The organism is Haloarcula amylolytica JCM 13557, assembly GCF_000336615.1.
Taxonomy (GTDB): domain Archaea; phylum Halobacteriota; class Halobacteria; order Halobacteriales; family Haloarculaceae; genus Haloarcula; species Haloarcula amylolytica.
In genome coordinates this window covers 165,503-187,119 of the sequence record NZ_AOLW01000035.1, presented here as the reverse complement: position 1 = coordinate 187,119, position 21,617 = coordinate 165,503, and the positions used below count along the sequence as shown (strand labels likewise).

At 60.2% G+C, this 21,617-nt stretch carries 20 protein-coding genes and 1 pseudogene; 9 read left to right on the top strand and 12 right to left on the bottom strand.

Translation table 11 applies throughout. The features are described from left to right. Window positions 1-51 precede the first annotated feature (51 nt). The 3 genes from C442_RS14775 to C442_RS14765 form a co-directional block, all read right to left on the bottom strand. Entirely contained in the window at window positions 52-486 is a 435-nt protein-coding gene (locus C442_RS14775; protein WP_008311801.1) for a pyridoxamine 5'-phosphate oxidase family protein, read from the bottom strand. Between the two features lie 120 nt (window positions 487-606). Further along, on the bottom strand, window positions 607-1,509 hold the full coding sequence (locus tag C442_RS14770) for a universal stress protein (protein WP_008311799.1): 903 nt from the start codon (window positions 1,507-1,509) through the stop codon (window positions 607-609). A 221-nt stretch (window positions 1,510-1,730) separates the two neighbouring features. Continuing rightward, window positions 1,731-2,213: a DUF2267 domain-containing protein gene (locus tag C442_RS14765; RefSeq protein ID WP_008311797.1), complete on the bottom strand. Its 483-nt coding sequence runs from the start codon at window positions 2,211-2,213 to the stop codon at window positions 1,731-1,733. Window positions 2,214-2,436: 223 nt separating this feature from the next. Here C442_RS14765 and C442_RS14760 point away from each other — a divergent pair, with 223 nt between their 5' ends. From C442_RS14760 to C442_RS14740, 5 genes are all read left to right on the top strand, one after another. Further along, complete coding sequence (locus C442_RS14760) at window positions 2,437-2,916, top strand: pyridoxamine 5'-phosphate oxidase family protein (protein ID WP_008311795.1); 480 nt, start codon at window positions 2,437-2,439, stop codon at window positions 2,914-2,916. 170 nt (window positions 2,917-3,086) lie between these two features. Next, the gene (locus C442_RS14755; RefSeq protein WP_008311793.1) at window positions 3,087-3,509 is read left to right on the top strand and encodes a universal stress protein; all 423 of its coding nucleotides are present in this window, start codon (window positions 3,087-3,089) and stop codon (window positions 3,507-3,509) included. A gap of 187 nt (window positions 3,510-3,696) precedes the next feature. Beyond that, window positions 3,697-3,972 (top strand): DUF7471 family protein, encoded by a 276-nt coding sequence (locus C442_RS14750; protein WP_004595131.1) that lies wholly within the window; start codon window positions 3,697-3,699, stop codon window positions 3,970-3,972. A gap of 58 nt (window positions 3,973-4,030) precedes the next feature. Then, entirely contained in the window at window positions 4,031-4,591 is a 561-nt protein-coding gene (locus C442_RS14745) for a nitrous oxide reductase accessory protein NosL (RefSeq protein ID WP_008311788.1), read from the top strand. 70 nt (window positions 4,592-4,661) lie between these two features. After that, entirely contained in the window at window positions 4,662-5,189 is a 528-nt protein-coding gene (locus tag C442_RS14740) for a winged helix-turn-helix transcriptional regulator (protein WP_008311786.1), read from the top strand. A 2-nt stretch (window positions 5,190-5,191) separates the two neighbouring features. Here the strand turns inward: C442_RS14740 and C442_RS14735 are convergent, their stop codons facing one another. The 4 genes from C442_RS14735 to C442_RS14720 form a co-directional block, all read right to left on the bottom strand. Then, window positions 5,192-6,004 (bottom strand): ABC transporter permease subunit, encoded by an 813-nt coding sequence (locus tag C442_RS14735; protein WP_049943020.1) that lies wholly within the window; start codon window positions 6,002-6,004, stop codon window positions 5,192-5,194. Further along, window positions 6,001-6,726, bottom strand: coding sequence for an ABC transporter ATP-binding protein (locus tag C442_RS14730; protein ID WP_008311784.1), 726 nt, complete (start codon window positions 6,724-6,726; stop codon window positions 6,001-6,003). The genes C442_RS14735 and C442_RS14730 overlap by 4 nt, the downstream gene beginning before the upstream one ends. Continuing rightward, entirely contained in the window at window positions 6,723-8,636 is a 1,914-nt protein-coding gene (locus C442_RS14725; protein ID WP_008311783.1) for a NosD domain-containing protein, read from the bottom strand. The genes C442_RS14730 and C442_RS14725 overlap by 4 nt, the downstream gene beginning before the upstream one ends. Window positions 8,637-8,825: 189 nt before the next feature. Then, window positions 8,826-10,154: an RNA-guided endonuclease InsQ/TnpB family protein gene (locus C442_RS14720; protein ID WP_008311782.1), complete on the bottom strand. Its 1,329-nt coding sequence runs from the start codon at window positions 10,152-10,154 to the stop codon at window positions 8,826-8,828. 266 nt (window positions 10,155-10,420) lie between these two features. On the opposite strand from C442_RS14720, the gene fdhF reads away from it, so the two are divergent. Together fdhF and C442_RS14710 are read left to right on the top strand one after the other, a co-directional pair. Further along, on the top strand, window positions 10,421-12,472 hold the full coding sequence (gene fdhF, locus C442_RS14715) for a formate dehydrogenase subunit alpha (protein WP_008311781.1): 2,052 nt from the start codon (window positions 10,421-10,423) through the stop codon (window positions 12,470-12,472). 152 nt (window positions 12,473-12,624) lie between these two features. Continuing rightward, window positions 12,625-12,903, top strand: a complete 279-nt coding sequence (locus C442_RS14710; RefSeq protein WP_008311780.1) for a hypothetical protein — start codon at window positions 12,625-12,627, stop codon at window positions 12,901-12,903. 159 nt (window positions 12,904-13,062) lie between these two features. On the opposite strand, the gene C442_RS14705 is transcribed toward C442_RS14710, so the two are convergent. Beyond that, complete coding sequence (locus tag C442_RS14705) at window positions 13,063-14,448, bottom strand: permease (protein WP_008311779.1); 1,386 nt, start codon at window positions 14,446-14,448, stop codon at window positions 13,063-13,065. Window positions 14,449-14,627: 179 nt separating this feature from the next. On the opposite strand from C442_RS14705, the gene C442_RS14700 reads away from it, so the two are divergent. After that, window positions 14,628-15,002, top strand: coding sequence for an SHOCT domain-containing protein (locus C442_RS14700; protein ID WP_008311777.1), 375 nt, complete (start codon window positions 14,628-14,630; stop codon window positions 15,000-15,002). Window positions 15,003-15,063: 61 nt separating this feature from the next. Here C442_RS14700 and C442_RS14695 read toward each other — a convergent pair whose 3' ends face one another. Continuing rightward, a complete protein-coding gene (locus C442_RS14695; RefSeq protein ID WP_008311776.1) occupies window positions 15,064-16,173 on the bottom strand; it encodes a guanosine monophosphate reductase in 1,110 nt (369 codons plus the stop codon). 160 nt (window positions 16,174-16,333) lie between these two features. On the opposite strand from C442_RS14695, the gene C442_RS14690 reads away from it, so the two are divergent. After that, a complete protein-coding gene (locus C442_RS14690) occupies window positions 16,334-17,596 on the top strand; it encodes an ABC transporter substrate-binding protein (protein ID WP_152418472.1) in 1,263 nt (420 codons plus the stop codon). A 1,682-nt stretch (window positions 17,597-19,278) separates the two neighbouring features. Here the strand turns inward: C442_RS14690 and C442_RS14685 are convergent. The 3 genes and pseudogenes from C442_RS14685 to C442_RS21030 form a co-directional block, all read right to left on the bottom strand. Beyond that, window positions 19,279-20,334 carry a two-component system sensor histidine kinase NtrB gene (locus C442_RS14685; protein WP_239642309.1) on the bottom strand — a complete coding sequence of 352 codons (1,056 nt, stop codon included), beginning with the start codon at window positions 20,332-20,334 and terminating at the stop codon, window positions 19,279-19,281. A gap of 6 nt (window positions 20,335-20,340) precedes the next feature. After that, window positions 20,341-20,694, bottom strand: a pseudogene (locus tag C442_RS22655) (GAF domain-containing protein); the annotation flags it as partial. A 201-nt stretch (window positions 20,695-20,895) separates the two neighbouring features. Further along, entirely contained in the window at window positions 20,896-21,459 is a 564-nt protein-coding gene (locus C442_RS21030; protein ID WP_080504320.1) for a response regulator, read from the bottom strand. Window positions 21,460-21,617 lie beyond the last annotated feature (158 nt).

The window sequence follows — 21,617 nt, the reverse complement described above, 5'->3', positions numbered from 1 at the left end:
ATTCAGTACAGCGGTTCTTCTTCGAGTCGGTACTGCGGAGAACCGTCCGCCCTAGGATTCGGTCCGTCCGGTTAGCTCATCCGGTACGAGGCGGTAGAACTCGAAGTCCACTTCGCGGAGGGGGCGTTCGAAGATGTCGACCATGGGCATATCGACGTGTTCCAGTCCTTCCAGTGTTTCCGTCTCGATCCCCTCCTGTTCGACATCTTCGAGCCGACCGCTCGCGACTACGCTTTGCCATCCCGCATCCGTCTCGTGATAAGTCACGAACGTCGCCGCGCGGTCGTCAAGTTCTCCCTTCGACCGCTCTACACCGACCGCTAGCCGGAAGTAGAATGTGGTGGTAGGCGCGTCGTACCCGTACGAAACCGGGACTGAATGCGGCGGCGCGTCGCCGGCGGCGAGCGAGAGGACGCCCGTCCCCCCGTTGTCCAGAAACGCGTCCCGTTCCTCGTCCGTCATCGTAACCGGGTTGTCCGCAGCCATGGGTAGTGTCACGACAGGAACAGTAATAAGTGCATGGTCGTGTCGGTCTGACTGCCGCCTCGCCGGGGACACGGGCGCACCCAATCAGACGCTGACAGACAGGAAGACGCGTTCCTGTCTTCAGGCCTCGTCACCGCGCTGGTCTCGGGCGTTGACTGCGAGTACAGGCATATCGGCGTGTCTGATGATCCGTTCTGTCGTGCTTCCCACGAGGAACCGGTTGAGACCGGTCCGACCGGCCGTCCCCATGGCGATCAGATCGATGCCGTTCTCGTCAGCGTACTCAAGAATATCTGCCGCCGGGAATCCACTGACGACCCGTGTGACAGTTTCCACTCCGGATTCGCGTGCTCGTGCCGCAATCCGCTCTGTCACTTTCTCCCCTTGGGACTCCAGGGACTCGATCAGGTCTTTCGGTAGCGTGTATTCGGAGCCGGTTGCGATATTGCTGAGGTTGACGACGTTCAGTGCGTGAACGCGGGCGTCGAACTGCGCCGCAATCTCGCATGCGGGCTCAACTGCGGCCGCTGCAGGTGTGCTTCCGTCCGTCGGGACGAGGATATCGTCGTAGGGAGCGGTGTCGCGACTTCGGTCGGTTGCACGGACAGTGAGAACAGGGACGTCGGCCTGCCGAACGACGCTCTCTGTCACGCTCCCGGCGAGATATCGCCCGACGCCTGTGCGGCCGTGCGTTCCCATCGCAATCAGGTCCACATCGTGGTCGTCGCGGTATGCGCAAATCTCGTCAACTGGATCTCCCTTGCGGATAGTCGTCTGAATCGCTCCGGCGGCGTCCACCGCGTCCGTGATAGCCGCGACTGTTTCTTCGGCGTCGGCCGTCATGCGGTCGAGTGTCTCGTCTTCGAGATCGTCGCCGCTGAACGGCCCGCCTGCTGTTCGCGTGTCGATGACAGCGATGACGTGCAGGCTCGCGCCGAACGCACGGGCCAGCGCTGCCCCGTGCTCGGCGGCCCGGGTCGCGTGTTCGCTGCCGTCAGTCGGGACCAGAATTGAATCGAACATTGCTGTGTTTACGAATTGTTGCTGTCAGTAAATAAACTGTAGTCGCGATTCTCACGCTATTAGAAATCCGGCGGCTGAGATCGGCGTCTCGAATAGTTAGACTGCGTGGCCAGCAGTTCTCGTCGGTACACCTCCCAAAGTATGAGGGGAAGGCGTAACAATCGTACAGTTATTACCAGATTGTGTCAAGATATATTCGTTTGAAACCGATATGAGAGCTGCTACTGACTGTCCCACTGAGGGGCTTCAGCAGACTTTTGTGGACCACCGCCGGTTTGCACCTCTTCCGCCTCGCCCCAGCCACCGGCATCGACTATGCTGAAGAGTTCGCGCCAGTTTTCCTCGTCCGCACTTTCGGGGAGTTGGCCGCGGAGGTCCTGAAAATCGGCGGCCGGGACCGCCGTATGCATCAGGTCAACAACGACGCGTGCGTGGTACGCTGCGTCCGACGGTTCAACCCCTTCTATTTCGGCGACACGGTCGACGAACTCCGTCCAGTCAAACCGCTGCCCGTGGTCGCGGACGGCGCCGGTCATATACCACTTGATTTCCATCGGGAGGGAGGCAGCGAAGTCCGCGGCGTTCTCCGCGGGAATGCGCTGTCCCAGGGGTAGCAGTGTCGCGCGGGTCGCCCGAACGGCCTCACCAGTACCGGGTAGTTCAAGCCTGTGCTGTATCTCGCCGGTGAACTCATCGAAGTCCATGTATTCGTGTTGGTAGTGCAACAATATAGCGTCCGGTGGGACTTCTCACTGGCTGAAAACCAGCGGGCATACGTACTACCGTCCGACGAGTATCGGCCGACTTCGGCGATATAACAGTATCTGTGCCGTATTGTGAACAGCCACTCCCTCTGAGAAGTCCGCTCTACTTTTTTTAGCGTGGGGTTGCATTCGTGATACGTAACCGGATGATCAGACGCGACCTATGACAATCGACCAATTAGAAGAGTACGGACTCGAACAGATGGACGACGAAGCGATTCGGGAATTCCTCGCCACACACTCGACCGGAGTCTTGGGGCTTCCGACGGCGGATGTCCCGTATCTGCTGCCGTTATCGTACGGCTTCGACGACGGAGCCTGCCTCTATTTCACCTATCTCCTCGGCGAATCGAGTCGGAAAGCGGAACTGACTGAGCGAGCCGGCCGTGGCCGGTTTCTCGTCTACGACATCGACACGGCGTTCGAGTGGCAGAGCGTGATGCTTGCCGGCGATATCAGCAGTGTGCCTGAGGACGACTGGTCGGATATCACGGCGATGACACAGAACGCCTGGCGACCCAACACGCTCCAGACGGCCACCACCTCCGGCGGGGTCGCACTCTACGAGTTCGAGATAACGGACCTTGCCGGTATCCGACAGACCGGACTGGCACCCGACTTCCGGGAGAACATCGAACCGTGATTGCCACCGACTTGGGGAGAAAATGGCGGTTTAGCCGTTGTAAATACGATACGCGCCACCTCCGAAAATCGAACGGATCGATATATGGACGGGTTCCCAATACAACAATAGATTATTAGCTTGTGATAATGGTCAGCGGATTGAAATAGGAAGCGGTGCATTCTTTTAGTATGTACGACACGATTGTGGTCGCGACCGACGGCAGTGCTGACGCGAACCGCGCAGCGACACACGCGCTCGAACAGGCCGAGCAACACGGTGCCGAGCTTCACGCCGTCTTTGTTGTCGATACGGACCGACACGCCGAGCCAGCCCTCAGTAGTATGGAACTGGAGACCATCGAAATCGAGGAATGGGGGAACGATGAACTCGCAGAGGTCGCCGAGAGAGGTGACGCGCTCGGCGTCGAGGTCACCACTCGCTGCTGTCACGGGAAACCGTACGTGGAGATCATCAGTTACGCCGACGAGGTCGACGCTGACCTGATCGTGCTCGGATACCACGGCCATTCTCACACGAAAACTGGTCAAATGGGAAGCGTGACCGACCGAGTCGTCCAGAACGCGGGACGACCGGTGCTGGTGGCTACCTGAGAGAGTGACACAGAGACCCTTTCAAACGGGCATACACCGGCGGAACTGTCTCAGAGCACTCACCTCGGCGTAAGAGTCAGGCGCAGCAACGACTGCGACCGAAACCGATTCCAGTGTCACCGTCTGATCTATGATCTGAGCGATGCTCCAACCGACGGCTGACTGGATTAGTCCCGGTCAATCCGCAATGTTGATCGCCGTGCTGGGACTCGCTACGCTCGGAACGCTGGCGCTGTTTTTCGTCGCGGCGGCCAGTACACACCGACGCCGGTCGCGGCCGTACGTTCTGTTGACTGTCGCTATCGGGTTGCTGGTCCTTCGGTCCGTGGTCGGCATCGGGACTGTACTCGGGGCTGTCCCGATGGTAGTACATCACCTCACCGAACACGGGTTCGACTTCCTCATCGCGCTGCTGGTGCTGAGTGCGATCTATTCGGTCGCGCCGCCGAGCGTCCCCGACTGACCGGCGTTTCGACGCTCGCACCACGAACCATTTGGTGTCGTCTAGTGTACTATCTAGTATGTCTGACTATGCACCAGCCCTGACACGCCGGCACTTCATCGTCGGGACCGCGACAGTCGTGTCGCTCTCGGGGTGTCTGGGGACCAGTGAAGAGATGAAACCGGTCGCCATCGAGAGCGGACAGAACTGTGACCAGTGTGGGATGGTCATCGACCAGCACCCGGGTCCAGTCGGCCAAACGTACTATCAGGACAACACGCCCGAGGGGCACGACCCGCCAGCACGGTTCTGCAGTACGACCTGCACGTATCGCCACCGGTTCGCCAAAGAACAGTCGGGGTGGACGCCCGCGGAGACGTTCCTGACCGACTACAGTGCAACCGACTACGATGTCCGGACTGATAGGGGCAAGACCATCATCTCCCGGCACTTGGAGTCAGAGGCGTTCGCTTCGACTGAAGAGCTCACAGTCGTCGCGAATTCGGAGATAGAGGGGTCGATGGGGACCGCCATCGTCCCGTTCAGCGACAGCGCGGACGCCGAGTCGTTCGCCGAGGAGTACGGCGGCCAGACCCTCCCTGCCGAGGACATAACGCGAGAACTGGTGGGCGGGATGTAAGCGGGTTCCCGCGCAGTGAGAACGTCCGATACCCTGTTGTCCCGGTGGCTGGAAAGCCGTACTGAAGACTATGTCCACGGTTACTGAGCAAGTGCGTTCCCACGTCGAGTCCAAACCGGGAGTCCATTTCAACGCGCTTGCGGCAGATCTCGATATCGCGACTGGGCAGGCACAGTATCACCTGCGGAAACTACGCCGCACCGGCGACGTCGTCGCCGAGGAGATTCAGGGCAAGACGCACTATTACAGCCGGGAGTACGATCCCTGGGAGCGACGTGTACTCGCGTTTGCCCGGCGCGAAACTGCGCGGACGCTTCTCCTGCATCTGCTTGAAGCAGAGTCCCTGTCGGCAGACGAACTGACCGACCGGCTGGGAGTCGCCCGGAGTACGGTTTCCTGGCACGTTTCGACACTGGCCGACGCGGGGATACTCGAAAAGTCGTACGGCGAACGGGGGCGTGTCGTCGTGGCCCTGACCGACCCTGACGAGACACGGCGGCTGCTCGCTGCAGTCCGTCCATCGCTCACGGACCGTCTCATCGACCGGTTCACGCGGCTGGTCGACGGCGGACTCGCGGCCGCAACGGACGACGGCTGAAATCAGGCCGCATCCGTCGCAAGCATCGCCCCTACGAACGTGAGTCCCCACCAGAACAGGAGCGAGAGGGCGGCGACCCACGTCGGGACGAACGCTGACCGGCCCGGAACAGCGACGTACAGGACCTGATCGAACACGAGTCCGCGATACGCGCCCGCCGGAGTCATGGCGAGCGCGCCGCCGAGTGTGCCCGTCGTGACGCCGGTGTCGAGCGCTGCAAACACCGCGAGGTCACTGCCGACGGTGAGGACAAGCAGCCCGGCGAGTGCGAGCACGAGTGCTCGGCCCCGGCTTCGGGCGAGCGCCGACAGCAGGAACGCGATAGTCAGGGACGTGAGCGCGTACAGGACCGTCAACGCCACGAACCGGATGAACAGGAACGGCGAGTCGACGCCGCGATGGCTCGCAAACACCGTTGTCTCCGGTCCCGCGGTCGTCGCCACGTTGACGCCCAGCGCCAGCAGCGGGACGACGACAATGGTGAGCAACAGGAGGGCACGACCCGCGTACACCCCCCCGACGTACGACCACGTCGAGAGCGGGTAGGTGTCGAGGATATCGAGTTCACCCCGGACGGCGGGGTCGGCTATCGCGCGATAGCCGACCGCGAAGGCAAGCGTCGGCACGAGTACTTCGACGGCGACGAGCGTATCGACGACGGTTGGAACGTAGCCGCCAGCGGGGCCGCCCCCGGCGTAGGCGAGGCCGAACAGGACAATCCCCGTGACCAGTCCGAGCACGAGATAGGTGCGTGTCCTGACCGCACTCCGGACCTCTCGCACGAAGACCGTCCAGAATCGGTTTCCGTTCATCATGACTGCTCACCCCCCGGAGCGGCGATAGCAGCTCTGTCCTGATCCAGAAGCGCCGTGAACGTCTCGTGGAGCGGCCCCCCGGTCTGTTCCCGCAGGGATTCGACCGACCCGGTCCGAACGAGGCGGCCGGATTCGAGCACTACGAGTCGGTCGGCCGTCGCCTCGACTAGCGGTAGTTCGTGTGAGCAGAGAACCACGGCGCGACCGGCGTCGGCAATCGATTCAATGATATCGAATATCAGCCGACTCATCGCCGGGTCGAGACCGCTTGCCGGTTCGTCGAGCATCACGATGGGTGGGTCACCGGCCAGTGCCTGTGCGATTCCCAGGAGGCGCGTCATCCCCCCGGAGAGCCCGGACACGGGACGGCCGGCCACTTCTTCGAGGCCGACACGTTCCAGGAGCCGGTCCGGGTCGTCGTCGACGAGGTCCGCGTAGAACGCGGCGGTCTCCCGGACGCTAAAGCCCGGCCGGAAGGTCGGCCGCTGTGGCAGGTAGCCCAGCTGGCGTTCGGCCTCAGGCCCGCTGTACGAGACGGTGCCGCTGGTCGGTCGCTCGACGCCCAGAAGCACGCGCAGGAGCGTCGATTTCCCGGACCCGTTCGGGCCGATGAACCCGGTCACGGCGTCGGACGGCACGTCGAGTGACACCTCTGAAACGGCTGTCACGTCGCCGTACTTCTTCGTGACCTCGTCCGCCGTGAGGTACGTCTCGCCAGTCATGCTGCCCCCTCCATCGAGGTCTCGTTTCGAAGATGCCTGACGGCCTCGGGGTTAGCAGGGTCTGTCAGGGGTGCCCTGTCGACGATGCTTCCCCGCCGGAAGCCGGGCGTGGTTCCGCGGAGCGCCCGGAGACCCCGGACACTCGGTGCCGACCTGAGGACGACCGCAGCGTCGGTCTGGTGGAGGCGACGGTCGACGGAGTCGGTAGGCGAGTAGGACTGGACCAACACCGGGCCAGCCCCCCCAGTGAGGTCGTACGCACCGCTCCAGTAGTTCCCCCTGCCTTCGTGCGTGTACACGCGTAGCGGCCCCGGTCCCGAGACCGCGTGACGGTCGTTGGCGATGAAGTCGTTCTCGGTGACGATGTTCGACGGGACGACTGTCGACGCCCGCACACCGATGTCGTTTCCGTAGAGGACGTTGTGCTCGTACAGGGACCGGGCGGCGTTTGTCGACATCGCTTGGTCGGTGTCGACTACCACGTTGTGCGCAATATAGCTCCGGGAGCCGGCTAACATGACGCCGCTGCCGGAGTGGCGCACGTCGTTCCCGACGATGGCGTTCGCCACGGGGTTCGTCATGACGACGACGCCGGCGTACTCCTCCCCCCGGGCGACGTTGTCCGCAACGAGCGACCGGGAGGTGTACATCAGGTGGACGCCGAAGCGATTGTCCCTGAACGTGTTGTTCCGGACAGCGGTCCCGTCGGCCCGGTGGAGGTACACGCCGTCACGCCCACCGTTGAAGACCGAATCCTGCACGACAATCGGCCCGTGCATCCCGATGACGCCCATGAACCCGTCTTGCCAGTCTGCCGTCCCGTTGACCGTGACGTTCTCGACAACCGCACCGGGTGTCCGCCGCAGAACGACGCCGCTAGCGGGCGTTTCGACGCTGAGGTTCGCGACGTACAGTCCGGACGCGTTTCGACCGGTAACGGCGGCATCGCTGTTGCCGTAGGCGGTCGTCACGGTTGCGTCCCAGGCGCTATCGCTGGCGTTCGTGGGGTCGCCGACCGTCGTGTTGCCGACGCCGACGATGTCGAACCCGGTGACACCGACCCGGTCGGAAGTCACTGTCACGACCGTCCCGTTCCCGCCGCCGTCGAGCGTCGCCCCGGGACCGCTGAGGGTGAGCGGCTTGTCTATCGTCACCCGCTCGTCGTAGGTGCCAGCTGGGACAACGACCGTCGTGTTCGGCGGTGCCGCGTCGACGGCTCCCTGTATCGTCTGAGCATCGGTTCCGACTTCGGCCGAAACAGGCCGGTTTCGGCGTTCTCGCGCCGCCTGCACACTGGCATCCGCATCGTTCCGCCGCGGACCGACCTGGTTTCGGATCGCCCCCGCTTGTTCGAGGTCGAACGACTGGGTCTTGAGGGTCTCCCAGTCGATGGTTCGTCCGCCACATTTGTCGGCAAACGCCGCGGCGTCGTCACGGTCGGCGAACGGCACAACCGCCGGACCGGACGGGACCCTCGCCGACCCATCGACGACGTAGTGGGCCTGATTGGCTTCGACCCAGTCCGGCGGTGTGGCGGTCCGGAGGTAATCGTCGTCACCACACCTGACCGGCCTGTCACTGTAGTCGGAAACGTACACCGCGAGCGGATAGCCGAACTGCTGCTCGTGCCCCGGTTCCGTGAGCGCGGTCACAGCCTGGTCGAGGCCGACGTAGCCGACGACGTAGCGGTACTGCGAGTAGAAGACCTCTACTTTCGGGACGCTAATGCTCTGGTTCCGTGCGATCTGTTCGTCGGCCATCGTGATCCCACGTTGGACGGTGTTATCGAACGGTACTGGTTCAGGTCGGGCGCTGCTGATATCGACAGCGAACGACGCGGCGAAAACCAGTGAGCAGAGGACTACCGCGAGTAGCGCGAAGACTTGCACGGTCGTCAGGGCTGGTCGCATCTACCGGCCCTACGACCGATGTCCCATTACAGTGTTTGGTGCGCCTCTCGAAACTGGCGGCGCACCCGCAAGCACGGTCAGCCGCGACAGCCCGAAAACGGGTCTAGCACTGTTCCAAAACGGAGGTTATTGACACACTATTGACATCCTCCTCCGCGTGAACGCGGAGGAATCCCAAGCGTGGGGATATTAAGATCTACAGTCCACCACCTCTGTCTGCGGTTGGAATCCGCAGGAGAGGTCGTACAGGTAGACTGAAGGCTGTGCCAACCAGCCGGTACACCTATCCCCGGACAACTGCCCGGAAGACTCGGAGTTACTTTCATCGTCGCTGTTTATCTCGAGACGGATGTTCTCCGCCCCATTCACATCCGCGTTGAACGCATCATCGTGTTCCTCGCACACGTACAGACCACGTTCAACACGCTGATTCTCATCTGTTTTCCCGCACACGCAACACGTCTTACTGGTATCGCGTTCGTCCACTTCGTTCACTTCGATACCTTCCACTTTCGCCTTGTACGTGAGAATCGAAGTGAGGCGGTCGAACGCCCAGCCGTGCAAGTCGAGGTTGCCGTGCCGACCCCAGTTTTTCGCCTCGCCATCGCCGTCTTCACGCACTCCTTCCAAGTCACCAACATTGATTCGGCCAACCTGTTTCTCAACACACCGCTCAACGATGTGCTTGGCGAGACTGTGGAAGAAGTGGGTGCGGCGTTCACTCCATTTCGCATGGAGTCGGGTTGCTCGCTTGCCGCCTGAGTCGTCGCACTTGGCGATTTCTTTCGGGAAGTAGTACCCGTCTTGTTTCAGACGGTTGCCCGGATACAGGTCGGCTTCTTCGGTACTGTAGGCAACGGCGGCGAAATTGCAGATGCCGAGGTCGATGCCAGCGGTTTCATCACCGGGAGCGTCTGGGGGTTCAATCTCGTCTTTGCAGACGATGTGAAGCTCCCACTGACCTTTCGCACGGTTGTAGACGGCACGCACCTGTTGGACGTTCTCAACAGTCGCGTCAGGCCGGGTTTCGTATTCGACCAGCATATACTCCCACGCTTTCGGGTGTTCTTTGTGATTCGCGCCTTTCGACAGGCGAATCTTGTTGTGTTTCTTGTCGTGCTTGAACCCGTTCTGCTTCCATGTCACGGTGGAACGCGGGTGTTCTTCGTGAACACGGTTGCCGTCTTGGTCGTAGTAGTTGCGTTTGCGGTAGCCCGGCGGGTTCGCACGGTCATCGGACTTGCGTTTCTGATACCACGAGTGAAAGCTTTCAGCAAGCTCCTCAAGAACTCGCTGACTGGACTGGCTATGCAGCCCATTGTATTTGGTGTGGTCTTTCAACTCGCGTTTCAAGTCTTCATGGTCGGGAATCTCGCCGGTTTCGTCCCAGACGTTGCGGGCGTGATAGTTGGCGACGTTCCAGAGTTTGCTGGCACTCCACCCATGCCGGTCGAGCGACTCTGCAACCTGTGAGTGGTTGCAGATTTTCGCTTGGTGGGTGCGGTGAACTTCCAGCATCGTTTGGAACGGCTCTATAAGCGGTTATAACAGTCTAAATTGTAAATGTTGTGGTTAGCGTTGAATATCCAAACGTGGTGTAGCCGGCGGGTTGACCATCGGAGTGTCGGCTTCATCACCCGCCTGTTCGGTCCTCGGTTCCGACTAGCGGTCGGAACACTCGTCCCTCACGGGAAGGCGGGTGTATTCGCCTCGAATCTCTATAAACCCGCACAGGTTTTACCGGTCGGCTACTTGTATCTGCGTTCCGTTTGTTCGAAAGAGTAATGAGTGACAGTCAGGATCAAAACTCCCGGGCCGAGCAGACAGTCTGTCCCTACTGTGGCGTCGGCTGTACGATAGAGTACGCGGGCAACGGCAAAGCAACCGGAACAGCGGGGCCGGTGAATACGAGTGGTGAGGTCTGTCCGAAAGGCGTGGCCGCATTCGACGTAGTTGCGCATGAGGACCGGCTGACGGAGCCGCTTGTCCGTGAGGGCGGTCACTTCGTCACTGCTCCCTGGGAAACTGCCCTGAGTCGCGTCGCTGCTGAACTCTCGGAAATCATCGACCAGCACGGGCCAGACGCCGTCGAGTTCTTCGCGTCATCGAACTGTACGAACGAGGAGAACTACGTCTTCCAGAAGATTGCCCGGATGCTCGGCACCAACAACGTCGACAACTGCGCTCGCCTCTGTCATTCCTCGACGGTCGCCGCGATGAGCGAGCGCCTCGGTGCCGGGGCGATGACGAACACGCTCGATGACCTGGCCGAAACCGACTGTCTACTCGTCACCGGTGCGAATCCAGCCGAACAGCATCCCGTCATTTTCCGGTCGTACTTCTTGCCGGCGATTCGCAACGGAGCCACACTCATCCATATCGACCCGCGCGAGACGGACACGACCGACGCCGCCGACATCCACCTCGACGTCCGTCCCGGATACGACATCCAGCTCCTCAATTCGATGGCCAAAGTCGTTCTCGAGGAGGGACTCGTCGACGAGTCGTTCATCAAGGAGCGAACGACTGGCTATACAGATCTGACAGCACATCTCGACGATGCCGACATCGAATCGGGTGCCGACGCAGCCGGTGTTGCACCGGAAAGCGTCCGGGAGGCGGCCCGAGCATACGCCGAGGCCGATACAGCGGCAATCGTCACCGGAATGGGGATGAGCCAGCACACGTCCGGGACCGACAACGTGCACGCGCTGTTGAACCTCGCGCTGCTGACCGGGAACGTCGGACGGCCGGGCACCGGCGTGAACCCGCTCCGCGGCCAGAACAACGTCCAGGGAGCCGGCGACGTCGGCGCGCTTCCCAACGTGCTCCCCGGCTACGAACCCGTCACCGACCCGGAAGCCCGACAGCGTGTCGCCGACGAGTGGGGCGTCGAGCCGCCGAACGAACCCGGCCTGACGGAGACCACTGCGACACACCAGTTCGGTGACGCCGTCAAGGCTGCGGTCGTGTTCGGCGAGAACCCGGCCGTCACGGAACCGAACGCCAGTTCTGTCAGGGCCGGTTTCGACGAGCTCGATTTCTGTGTCGTCATCGACCTCTTCGAAACGGCGACCGTCGACCACGCCGACGTCGTGCTTCCGGGGAGCAGTTGGGCGGAGAAAGCGGGGACCGTGACCAACACGGACCGGCGAGTGATGCGGATGCGACCGAACGCTGACCTGCCCGGGAACGCCCGCCGTGATCTAGATATCCTCACGGACCTCGGCCGGCGGCTGGTCGGCCAGTCGGATGCGTTCGACTACGACGGCCCGGAAGCGGTGTTCGAGGAGCTGGCGCGGGTCAACCCACTGTACGCCGGCATGAGTTACGACGGTATCAGTGACAGCTACCAGCGGTGGCCGTTCCCGGCGGACGCCGATTCCGGCACCGACGTGCTCCATACGGAGACGTTCGCCTCTGGCGAGCAAACCGCTCCGCTGGTCCCAGTCTCGCCGTCGCCACCGGCCGATGCCGTTGCCGAGAAACAACTCGTTCTCACGACCGGGCGCGCACTCCAGCACTTCAACAGCGGCGCGCTCACTCGGCGGTCGGAGACACTCATGCGGATGCGCGGGGAAGACGTCCTCGAAATCCACCCGGACGATGCCGCCGCTCGGAATATCGAGGACGGCGATACTGTCGTCGTCGAGAGCGAACGCGGCAGCGTGACAGTGCCGGCGGCCGTGACGGCGGCCATTCGACCCGGGGTCGTGTTCTGTACGTTCCACTATCTGGACCCGCTCGCAAACGCCCTGACCGGCGATGCGCTCGACCCCGTCGCCGAGATTCCCGAGTACAAGCATTCGGCGGTGACAGTGCGAAAGGCAGGGTAGAACCAGTGGGAGACCGGTCGTACAGGTGGCCAATTCGAACGGCATGTGAAGCGTTGTCGACGCGCTCTACTCACCAATAAAACAGTTTCTACGTTTCTCAATGCGGTGGATTAGTCGCAATAGTCATTCTTGTCGGATGGGTAGGTAATCGTATGTTGGATAGTCGAAACAGTCGCAAACTCAGTGCAGCAGTCGTACTTTTCCACGGCGTCGTGACTGCGCTCTTCCCGCAGATAAGTGTCAAATTCATCAAAGCCATGATCGGGAAGAACTTCGACAATGCGTCCGAGTTGCAGGTGAAGCCAGCGTATCGCCGGCAGTTGCGCGCGGTTGGCGTTGGTATGGTCGCCGCAGCCGGTACGGATCTCCTGTTGCAGAGTGCTGGGGAGACAGACGACGACCTCCCCGCAGCTGACGGGGGCGACGAGTAACACGGTCAACAATACGGTTAAATCTGGGTAGTCGCGGTCCTAAAGACAGCAATTCAAATCCGCCACACAGCCAGGCCTCGCAACTTCTGTCTAAAGGTACTGCTGTGTACACACTGGCCGTCGCCGAAGCAGGTGTTGGCGGCTGTGACGAAACAGCCGTCAGTGGTCGTGTCCCTCCATCACCATCGGGTGTCCGGTGGCGTACGCGCCCGGGTTCGAATCGAAGGCGTCTCTGCAGGTCTGTGAGCAGAAATAATACGTCGTCCCCTCGTGGGACGCGCTCGATTTCGCCTCGTCGGTCCGCATCCCACACACCGGGTCGCGGTACTGCCCGGGCGAACCGAGGCCGCGGCGGTACACGTACAGGAGAAACCCGGAGAGCGCGAACGCGACGAGGTTGAGGTAAAACGTGTAGTTGAGTTCGAAGTACGTCTGTTCGGTCGCCGTCTCCCCGCCGGCCAGATCCGGGACGATGCCGAAGGCGTCGAACAGCAGTTCCATGAGGAAGCCGGTGAACGCCATCGTCACGAAGAAGACACCGAGGATGTACAGCATGACTTTCCAGCCGTAGTACTTCCGGTAGACGTTCAACACGGGGATCGTGATGAGGTCGGCGTAGACGAACGCGATGACGCCGGCGAAGCTGATGCCGCCGCCCCAGAGTGCGACGGCGAAGGGGACGTTACCCATACTGCCGACGAAGCTGACGACGGCGATGGCGACGCCCATGATCGCGTTCTCGGCGGTTACGAGCAGGCCATCACCCTGGACGAACAGCGTGTTCCACACCCACTGCGGGACGAAGACGATGACGAACCCGGAGACGAGAAAGCCCGCGATGACGTCCTTCCAGATCATCGACCACTCCTTGCGGTACTGGTTCCCGATCTTGTACCAGCCGCCCCAGGACAGTAACTCCTCGCGCCACCCGCCGCGACTGGACGTGGTCTGCAGGTAGGTCTCCATACAGCCCTCCGAGCAGAACTGCAGCGTCTCCCCGCCGTCGGTCGTGAGTGTGTACTCGTCTGTGCCCTCCATCCCGCATGTGGGGTCCTCAGTTGCGCCCGACGCTCGGTCACGCTCGTTGAGCGTCGTACGCACTTCGTCGAACAGGGTCTCGGGGAGTGTGAAGTGGACGATGACGGCCATGACAGCGATGAGGATGAGGCCGCCGAGCAGTTCGGCGACGAGGAACTCCCAGCCCAGCAGAATCAGTATCATCAACCCGAGTTCGACGATGAGGTTCGTCGACGCGAACATGAACGCCAGGAAGTTCACCGCGTGAGCACCTTTCTTGAACAACCCCTTCCCGATGGCGACGGCCCCGAAACTGCACCCACTGCTCGCTGCCCCGAACGCGGTCGCTTTGGTGAGGCCGGCCAGATCACCGTCGCCCAGCACGTCTGCCATTCGCTCTTTCGAGACGTAGACCTGAACGAGACTCGTAATCGTGAGGCCCATGATGATCGCCCACGCGGCTGTCCAGAGGAATCCGACACCGATACGGAGGGCTTCAACCACCCCGTCGATCATCGTGGCCTGCATAACGGTACTATCGTAGGGGTCGTCTTTTGCAGTTTCCCTTAAGATATCGTTCCTATAGCCGGCTTCAGCTGTGGAAACAAAAAATATAGGGGTGCGAATTCATATGAATCTAAGGCGCAACCGCATTGAACTATGACCACGTACGTAACAGTAGAGGCGAACCCACGGAGTGAACATATATGCCTGAAACTACGGACGACACACGGCTGGTCACGATCCTGCTCCTCATCATTGGTGCCTTTGTCATCGTTCCGATGGTCTTCATGGGCTTCGGGATGATGGGGTTCGGGCCGATGATGGGCGGTATGTGGGGCAGTGGAATGTGGGGCGGCGGAACGATGCCGGGCTGGATGTTCGTCGTCGGAATCGTGATGCGACTCCTGTTCCTAGCCGCCATTATCGGCGGTGGTTACCTCGTTTACAGGGCCGTAGTCGGCAGTGAGAATGACACGGACCAAGCGTTCGAAGAACTCAAGCTCGCCTACGCCCGCGGAGAGCTGACTGACGAGGAATACGAACAGCGACGGGCGACACTCGAACGCGATACGGAGTGATTTACCGTCTCTTTTTGATGCCCTCGATAGGCAGCTAGCCTGTCCAGTCGTTGCTATCAGTTCAGTCGTCGCTGTCGACAGTTGCTTCGGTGCCGGCGTCGCGGACCTGCGTCGCTTCACTCTCCACGTTGACCCCTTCCCAGTCGTGGTCTGTGTGGAACCCCTCGCGTTCTTTCGCGCTCTGGGCGACACGGATGAACTCCGCCTTGTCGCGGGCCGCAGCGATGGTGTGCCCGCCACAGTAGGAGAGCCCGGAACGGATGCCGGCACAGAACTCCTCGGCCACGGCACCGACAGAGCCTTTGTACGGTGTCAGCGCTTCGACTCCTTCGTCGGCGCTGACGTTGTTCTGTTTGTCATCACGGTCCTCGGCCGCGGCGGTGGTCGCCATCCCTCGTGATCGCTTGTACCGCGTGCCATCGACTTCGACGACCGCACCAGGGGCCTCCTCCGTGCCGGCAAAGAGGCTCCCGAGCATCACGGTATCTGCCCCGGCCATCAAAGCCTTCACCGCGTCACCGGACGTGCGAATCCCGCCGTCCGCGCAGATAGTGACGTCGAGGTCCTCGGCGGCTGTGGCACAGTCATCGACGGCGGTTAGCTGGGGGACGCCGGCACCCGCCACTTTCCGGGTGGTGCAGTGTGATCCGGGCCCGATGCCGACTTTGACACAGTCGGCCCCGGCGGCGGCGAGGTCTTCGACGCCCGCGGGCGTCGCGACGTTGCCGGCGATGATGTCGGTGTCGGGGAATTCGTCGGCGAGGGTTTCGACGGCATCGAGCGTCCGGTCGAGGTGACCGTGGGCCACGTCGACGACGAGCGCATCGACACCGGCCCCAATCACGGAAGCGCTCCGTGCGACGTAATCTTCGTTGATGCCGACGGCCGCACCGACCTGTTCGTCCGCTGCTTTCACCTGCTTTACCTGCTCGGCCTGTTCTTCGGGCGTAAGGAACCGGTGCAGGACCCCGAACCCGCCCGAACGCGCGAGTTCGATTGCCAGGTCTGTCTCCGTGACGGTGTCCATCGCGGCGGAGACGAGCGGTGTGTTCAGTTCAACGGTCGGAGTAAGGGGTGTCGAGAGGTCGATGTCGCTCCGACTGTCGACCGGTGACCGCTTCGGGACGAGAAGAACGTCGCCGTAACTCAATCCAGTGCGTAAGTCGTTCATACCCCGCTAATCGAGCCCCTCCTAGCACAAAAGCAACTCGGATTAGAGATGCCCCACCGGGTGCGCGGCCATGACTCGTTCCGCGTGGCTCGGTTGCTGTGGTTTTTAGGCCGGGCTAAAAATCGAAGGCTATTTGTTACTTTAGGCTGGGCTAAAATCCATGGCGAAGACAGATCCGGACGAAACGTGGCCGACGCGGAGAGAGTGCGTAAAGTACGGGGCCACGCTGCTGACCGCTGGCTCGCTCGCGGGTTGTTCTGGGGTTTCGAGTGAGGCCACCGAGTCGGGGGAAACCAAGGCAGGACCCGACCGGTCTTTTTCAGGGACGATGGCACCGGTCGGCGAACTCAGACTCGAGTCGAGCCCGGAAACTATCGTCGGCGGGTGGGGATTCGAGGAGGACATCCTGACTGCACTGGGGGAGGCCGACAAACTCATCGCCGCCGAAGGGAACCAGTTCTGGTTTACCGGGTTTTACGACCAGCTTCCCGGCGTAGACGTACCTGATCCCGACTCACTGGAGTTGGTCCGGACAGACGACTGGTCGCTCCGAACGGAGGTGCTCTACGAACTCGACCCGGACCTGTTCGCTACTGACCCGAACCGGTTCATTTCGTACTACGGTGCTGACGAGGGCGATATCTCCGAAATCAACGATTCGATTGGGCCGTTCTTTGGGAACGCCAGCCGCCGCAAGCGCGGCGACGACTGGCCCACCTGGCCCGGTGGTGAGTCCTATCCCTACTACGATATCCCCGAATTCGTCAGCAGGTACGGGGCACTGCTCGGAAAGTCCGAGACAGCCGCTGCTATCAACACTCTCTACGAGCAGGCCCTACAGGAGATGCGGTCGCGCGTTCCGCCGGTGTCCGACCGTCCGACCGTCGGATTGCTCAACGCACAGATAAACCCCGGCAACGAGGGGTTCTTCCGTGCCTACAACCCCAGAACTGAGATCGACAAGGCATACGGGAAAAAACAGTACAGAGATCTCGGCGTTGTCGACGCGTTCGAGGGCGAGTACGGTGGTCAGTCCGGGATTCAGGTCGACTACGAGGCGCTCCTCGACATCGATCCCGACGTGCTGGTGTTCCACTTCGGCATCAATTACCGCGACTGGAACGGCGAGGATGCGCTGAGAAAGACGGTCGAGGGGATGCGCGACAGTTCGCTAGGGCAGGAACTCACCGCCGTCCAGGAGGACGAACTGTACGTCGGCGGGTCAGCCTATCAGGGCCCGATCATCAATCTCTTCCAGACGGAGATGCTTGGAAAACAGCTCTATCCCGACGAGTTCGGGGAGTGGCCGGGCGAGATCACCGCCGGCGAGCTCCCGGCCATTCCCGAGGGCGAACAGCTGTTCGACCGCGATGAACTCGCCGACATCCTCGCCGAATCGAGCGGAGGTACCGACTCACAGTGACGGAGTAACGTGTTGCACCGTTGCTGTCGCTGCTCAAAAACAGTAATCGTGGGTACGCAACTGACGAGCGGGACGTTCCTGTTGAGGCTGTCACCACCTGCTCAGCGGTGCTGAAACAGTGCGCTGACTGACGCGGCACACGCTTCTGCGAGCAGTTACCTACCATCGGTAGCGGCCACGACAGAGATAGCAGTTTCACGCTTTCGTACGCAAGTACGGCCAAACGGGTTTTGGGCTCCTGCGGGAAAGCTGACGGCGGGTGGCAATGGGCACCTTGTGTGCCACCCACTGCAGTCAGAGGCACGGTGGGTTCTGGACCCGAGGTATGGGTTGGGGGAAGTGGCTCAAAGGAGGAAGGGCCCAAAACGGGGACCAGAACCCGTGTCGGTGTAATGCGCCGTTCAGCATATTTTTGTGGTAACTCCTAACAGAGTGGGAATTCCACGCAATACAGTCGTCCACGGGACGCACAACTCAGTCAATCACACGAAAGAATGGTACGTTGCTATGGGGGTGGGAGAAATGGGGTGCAACGTACCATTGGAAGTCGTCGGTTTCGACAACGGATTCCAGCCCGAAGCAATCGTGTGGGCGAATCCAACGCGATTGGACAGGGCCCAGAACCCACCTAGCACCGATACGAGTGTATATAAAGCGTTTGTGAAATCCCCACGCAGTCTGTTGGTTTTATCGCAAGCCACTCATTTCTCACTAACTATTCAACCACGCGCGAGACACATCTGCGTTCCAGCAGCAAAGGAATGGTGGGCAGCCGGGGGGAGTGGCGTGCAACGGCACCATTTGGAGTCGTCAACCACGACGACGGGTTCTAGACCCGGACCGTTTGACGAACGTGATCGGATTCAATGGGGGAGCGGATGCGGGGACCAGAACCCTATCGAATGGCATGTACTTGGTATAAAAAATCGTTGTGACGTTTTATCCCATTTCATTAGCTCTGCGATGACTGAGCTTCCGCAATCGCGGCATCGAGAGGTGGACGATACCCCACACACAGCCAGGGAGGAGCCGTTACAATCACCGATAGCGACCGGCGGTTGCTGGCTGTGGCGTTGCGGAGGACCACGGCACTGGCCGTGTTAACGGAGATCACACGACGGAAACTACCCACTGCCCATGTGTCGTGGGGTCAAGTACAGATCGGACCCGACAGGTAACCCACTGCTAGTCGGGCTGGCATTCATACTGTCGGCTGTAAGTCTGTGAAGCATTTCGCCACCTCGGGGTGGCGAATATCTTGAAATAGTTACAATCGACAGTATCAGGGACACTCACTGCCATCGACGAGCGAGTTCGTATGCAGCAGTAGTCGGCACTGTGATCGTAAGCACTACGAATATGATTTCCTCGACTGTCGGACCGGATTGAGCGATTGCGCTATAGAACACTAATGCGGCGGTAGCGAGGACACCGACTACGGTCGCGACGTACTCGGGGTGTATCCAGCTTTGTCGGGAGGGACTGGAGGACATATGCGATTGGATACTTGCATCTGTGCTAATTCCTGTGGTTTTCCAGATTCCAAATAACCCGAAGGCAAATCGTCTCAGCATCATTGGGCGTGAAGTAATAAACCAGATCCAGCTTTACCGAGGCAAGAGACATAGTCGATGGGAGTCGTCCAGACTGCAAGGAGCCCGGTGCCGATTCGAAACAGTGAGTCATTCGATGATTTCGAGGCCAGTAATCTCAAATCGTGTCCCACCCATCGAGCTCTCGGTTACGCGAATATCCCAGCCATGTGCGTCAGCGACTCGTCTGACGATGTTGAGGCCCAGACCAGTCCCCGATTCGGAAGTCGAGTAGCCAGCCTCAAACACCTTTTCGCGGTCCTCGACGGGGATTCCGGGGCCGTCGTCTTCGATGTAGAATCCGTTGGTGTCATCGAAGATACCGCCGACAACGACAGTGACATCCAGGCCAGCGTGATTGATCGTATTCCTGAACAGATTTTCCAGCAGGTGCTGGAATTGGTCGGTATCCGCTTTTATCAGTGGCTGGGTATCGGCCTCGCAATCGCAGTGCAGTTCGGCCTCATCTGCCGGATCAGATACAAGCTGCCACGCCGCCTCTGCGGCGGCTTCGATGGCAACAGGTTCCAGTGACCCGATTTCCCGTTGCTCCCGCGCTAGCCAGAGGAGGTCCTCTACAATGCGTTCCATCCGTTCAGTCGCTGTCTCGATCACAGCAAGGTGATCGCTCGAATGCGTTTCCTGAACGAGATCCAGCCGACCTCGGATGACGTTTAGCGGGTTCCGCAGGTCGTGGCTGACAGTAGCGGCAAACTGCTCTAGCTGTTCTTTTTGATCCTGCAGTTCCCGTTCACGCTTTTTCCGTTCGGATATATTTCGACCGGTACCGACAAGCCCTATCAGGTTACCGTCCTGATCAGTCAAGCGGTCACCGGTGAACTCGTGGGGAATACGCTTCCCCGATCCAGTAAGGAAGTCCGCTTCGATGGTTGAGTGCCCCGTTGTGAGCGCCTCCTCGATTGCCTCGGCGACTGCGTCCCGTTCGTCTTCCGGAAAAAGACTGCTCGCGTCGAGATTCGTGATTTGCTCGTCAGTGTGTCCGGACACCGTTGCGAATTGTTCATTACAGCGCTGGATTTTGCCCGCAGAATCGAGCACGTAGAATATGTCGGTAAGTGAATCGAGTGCCTGGTCGATAAAGGTCCGCTCTGCACGCAGTTCGTCTCGAATCTTCAGCGAGTGCATGGCGTGCGAGATGCTATCCCCGAGTTCGTCGAGTAACGCCTGTTCGTCCTCACTAAAGGCAAACGAACGGGACGAATAGACGCACAGGAGACCGTACAGAGTGCTATTGTATTCCAGCGGAACCGCAGCGGTGCTTCGATAGCCGCGGTCGAGTGCCTCCTCTCGCCAGACCTCGAACGCCGGATCATCTTGAATATTCTGTGACGTCGCAATACGTCGTTCTCGAACGGCCGTGCCCGCGGGACCTCGTCCGGTGGGGGAGTCGTCCGCAGTGACAACAATAGTATCGAGGGACTCGTCCTCGACGCCGGCCCAGGCCTGTGGCTCGATTCGGTCTGTGTCAGGATCCCGCTCGCCGATCCATGCGAAACGGTAGGGTCATTTGTCTTTAGATAATACTCATAGTAATACTATCAGACCGTGATTTTCGGTCGAATTTCACTCGTAGACCCCATCAACACGCCGAAAACACAACCTTGCAGCGTTCTGTATCGGCTGATTCCACGAGGCACAGCGTCTCGGCTGACAGATTCGGCCTTGCAAATACTACTAGTTATGATTCTAATTTTGAATATTATCCGTGGTGTTCGCTAAAGACGAATGACGGTAGGGTTCGGAGTCGCTAATGATCTCACAGACACGGGTTTTGATTTCCGATAGCGAACTCGCTCGGATGAGCGCCTGGTCGATGCTACTGACGAGCGCGCGAACCCGCTCAAGTTCAGCAGCACGCTGATTGGTGCGGTACTGTTCGACGGCGTTTTCGATACGGTTTGCGAGGAGTTCGTATCGTTCCGTACCGTGCCCTTTCCGGAGATAATCGGTTGCACCGGCGGCGATGGCGTCGCTAGCGACCGCTTCGCTTCCCTCCCCGGTGAAGAGGATAAACGGGAGATCAGGGAACTCCTCACGGACAGCTTTGAGGAGTTCAATACCGTCTTTCCCGGGCATTCGGTAGTCGCTGATAAGACAGTCAACGCGAGTTGTAGCAAGGCAGTCGAGCGCTTCAGCAGCACTTGCGGCAGTTATAACGTTGAGTTTACTGGATTGCTGTTCGAGTATTTCGGTTGCTACATCTAAAAAATTCGGTTCATCATCGACATGCAGCACAGCAATACTCGACATCTCTGGCACAATATCGAATCTACCTAATTTCGGTTCATAAAGTTGCGGACCCAAATCTCAGAATATATACTCCGATACCGGCGGTGCCCGATTTGTGAGTGCCCGATGAACGAATACATGGCATCTGTGCCACCTAAAATCTGATTGGGATCTGCATC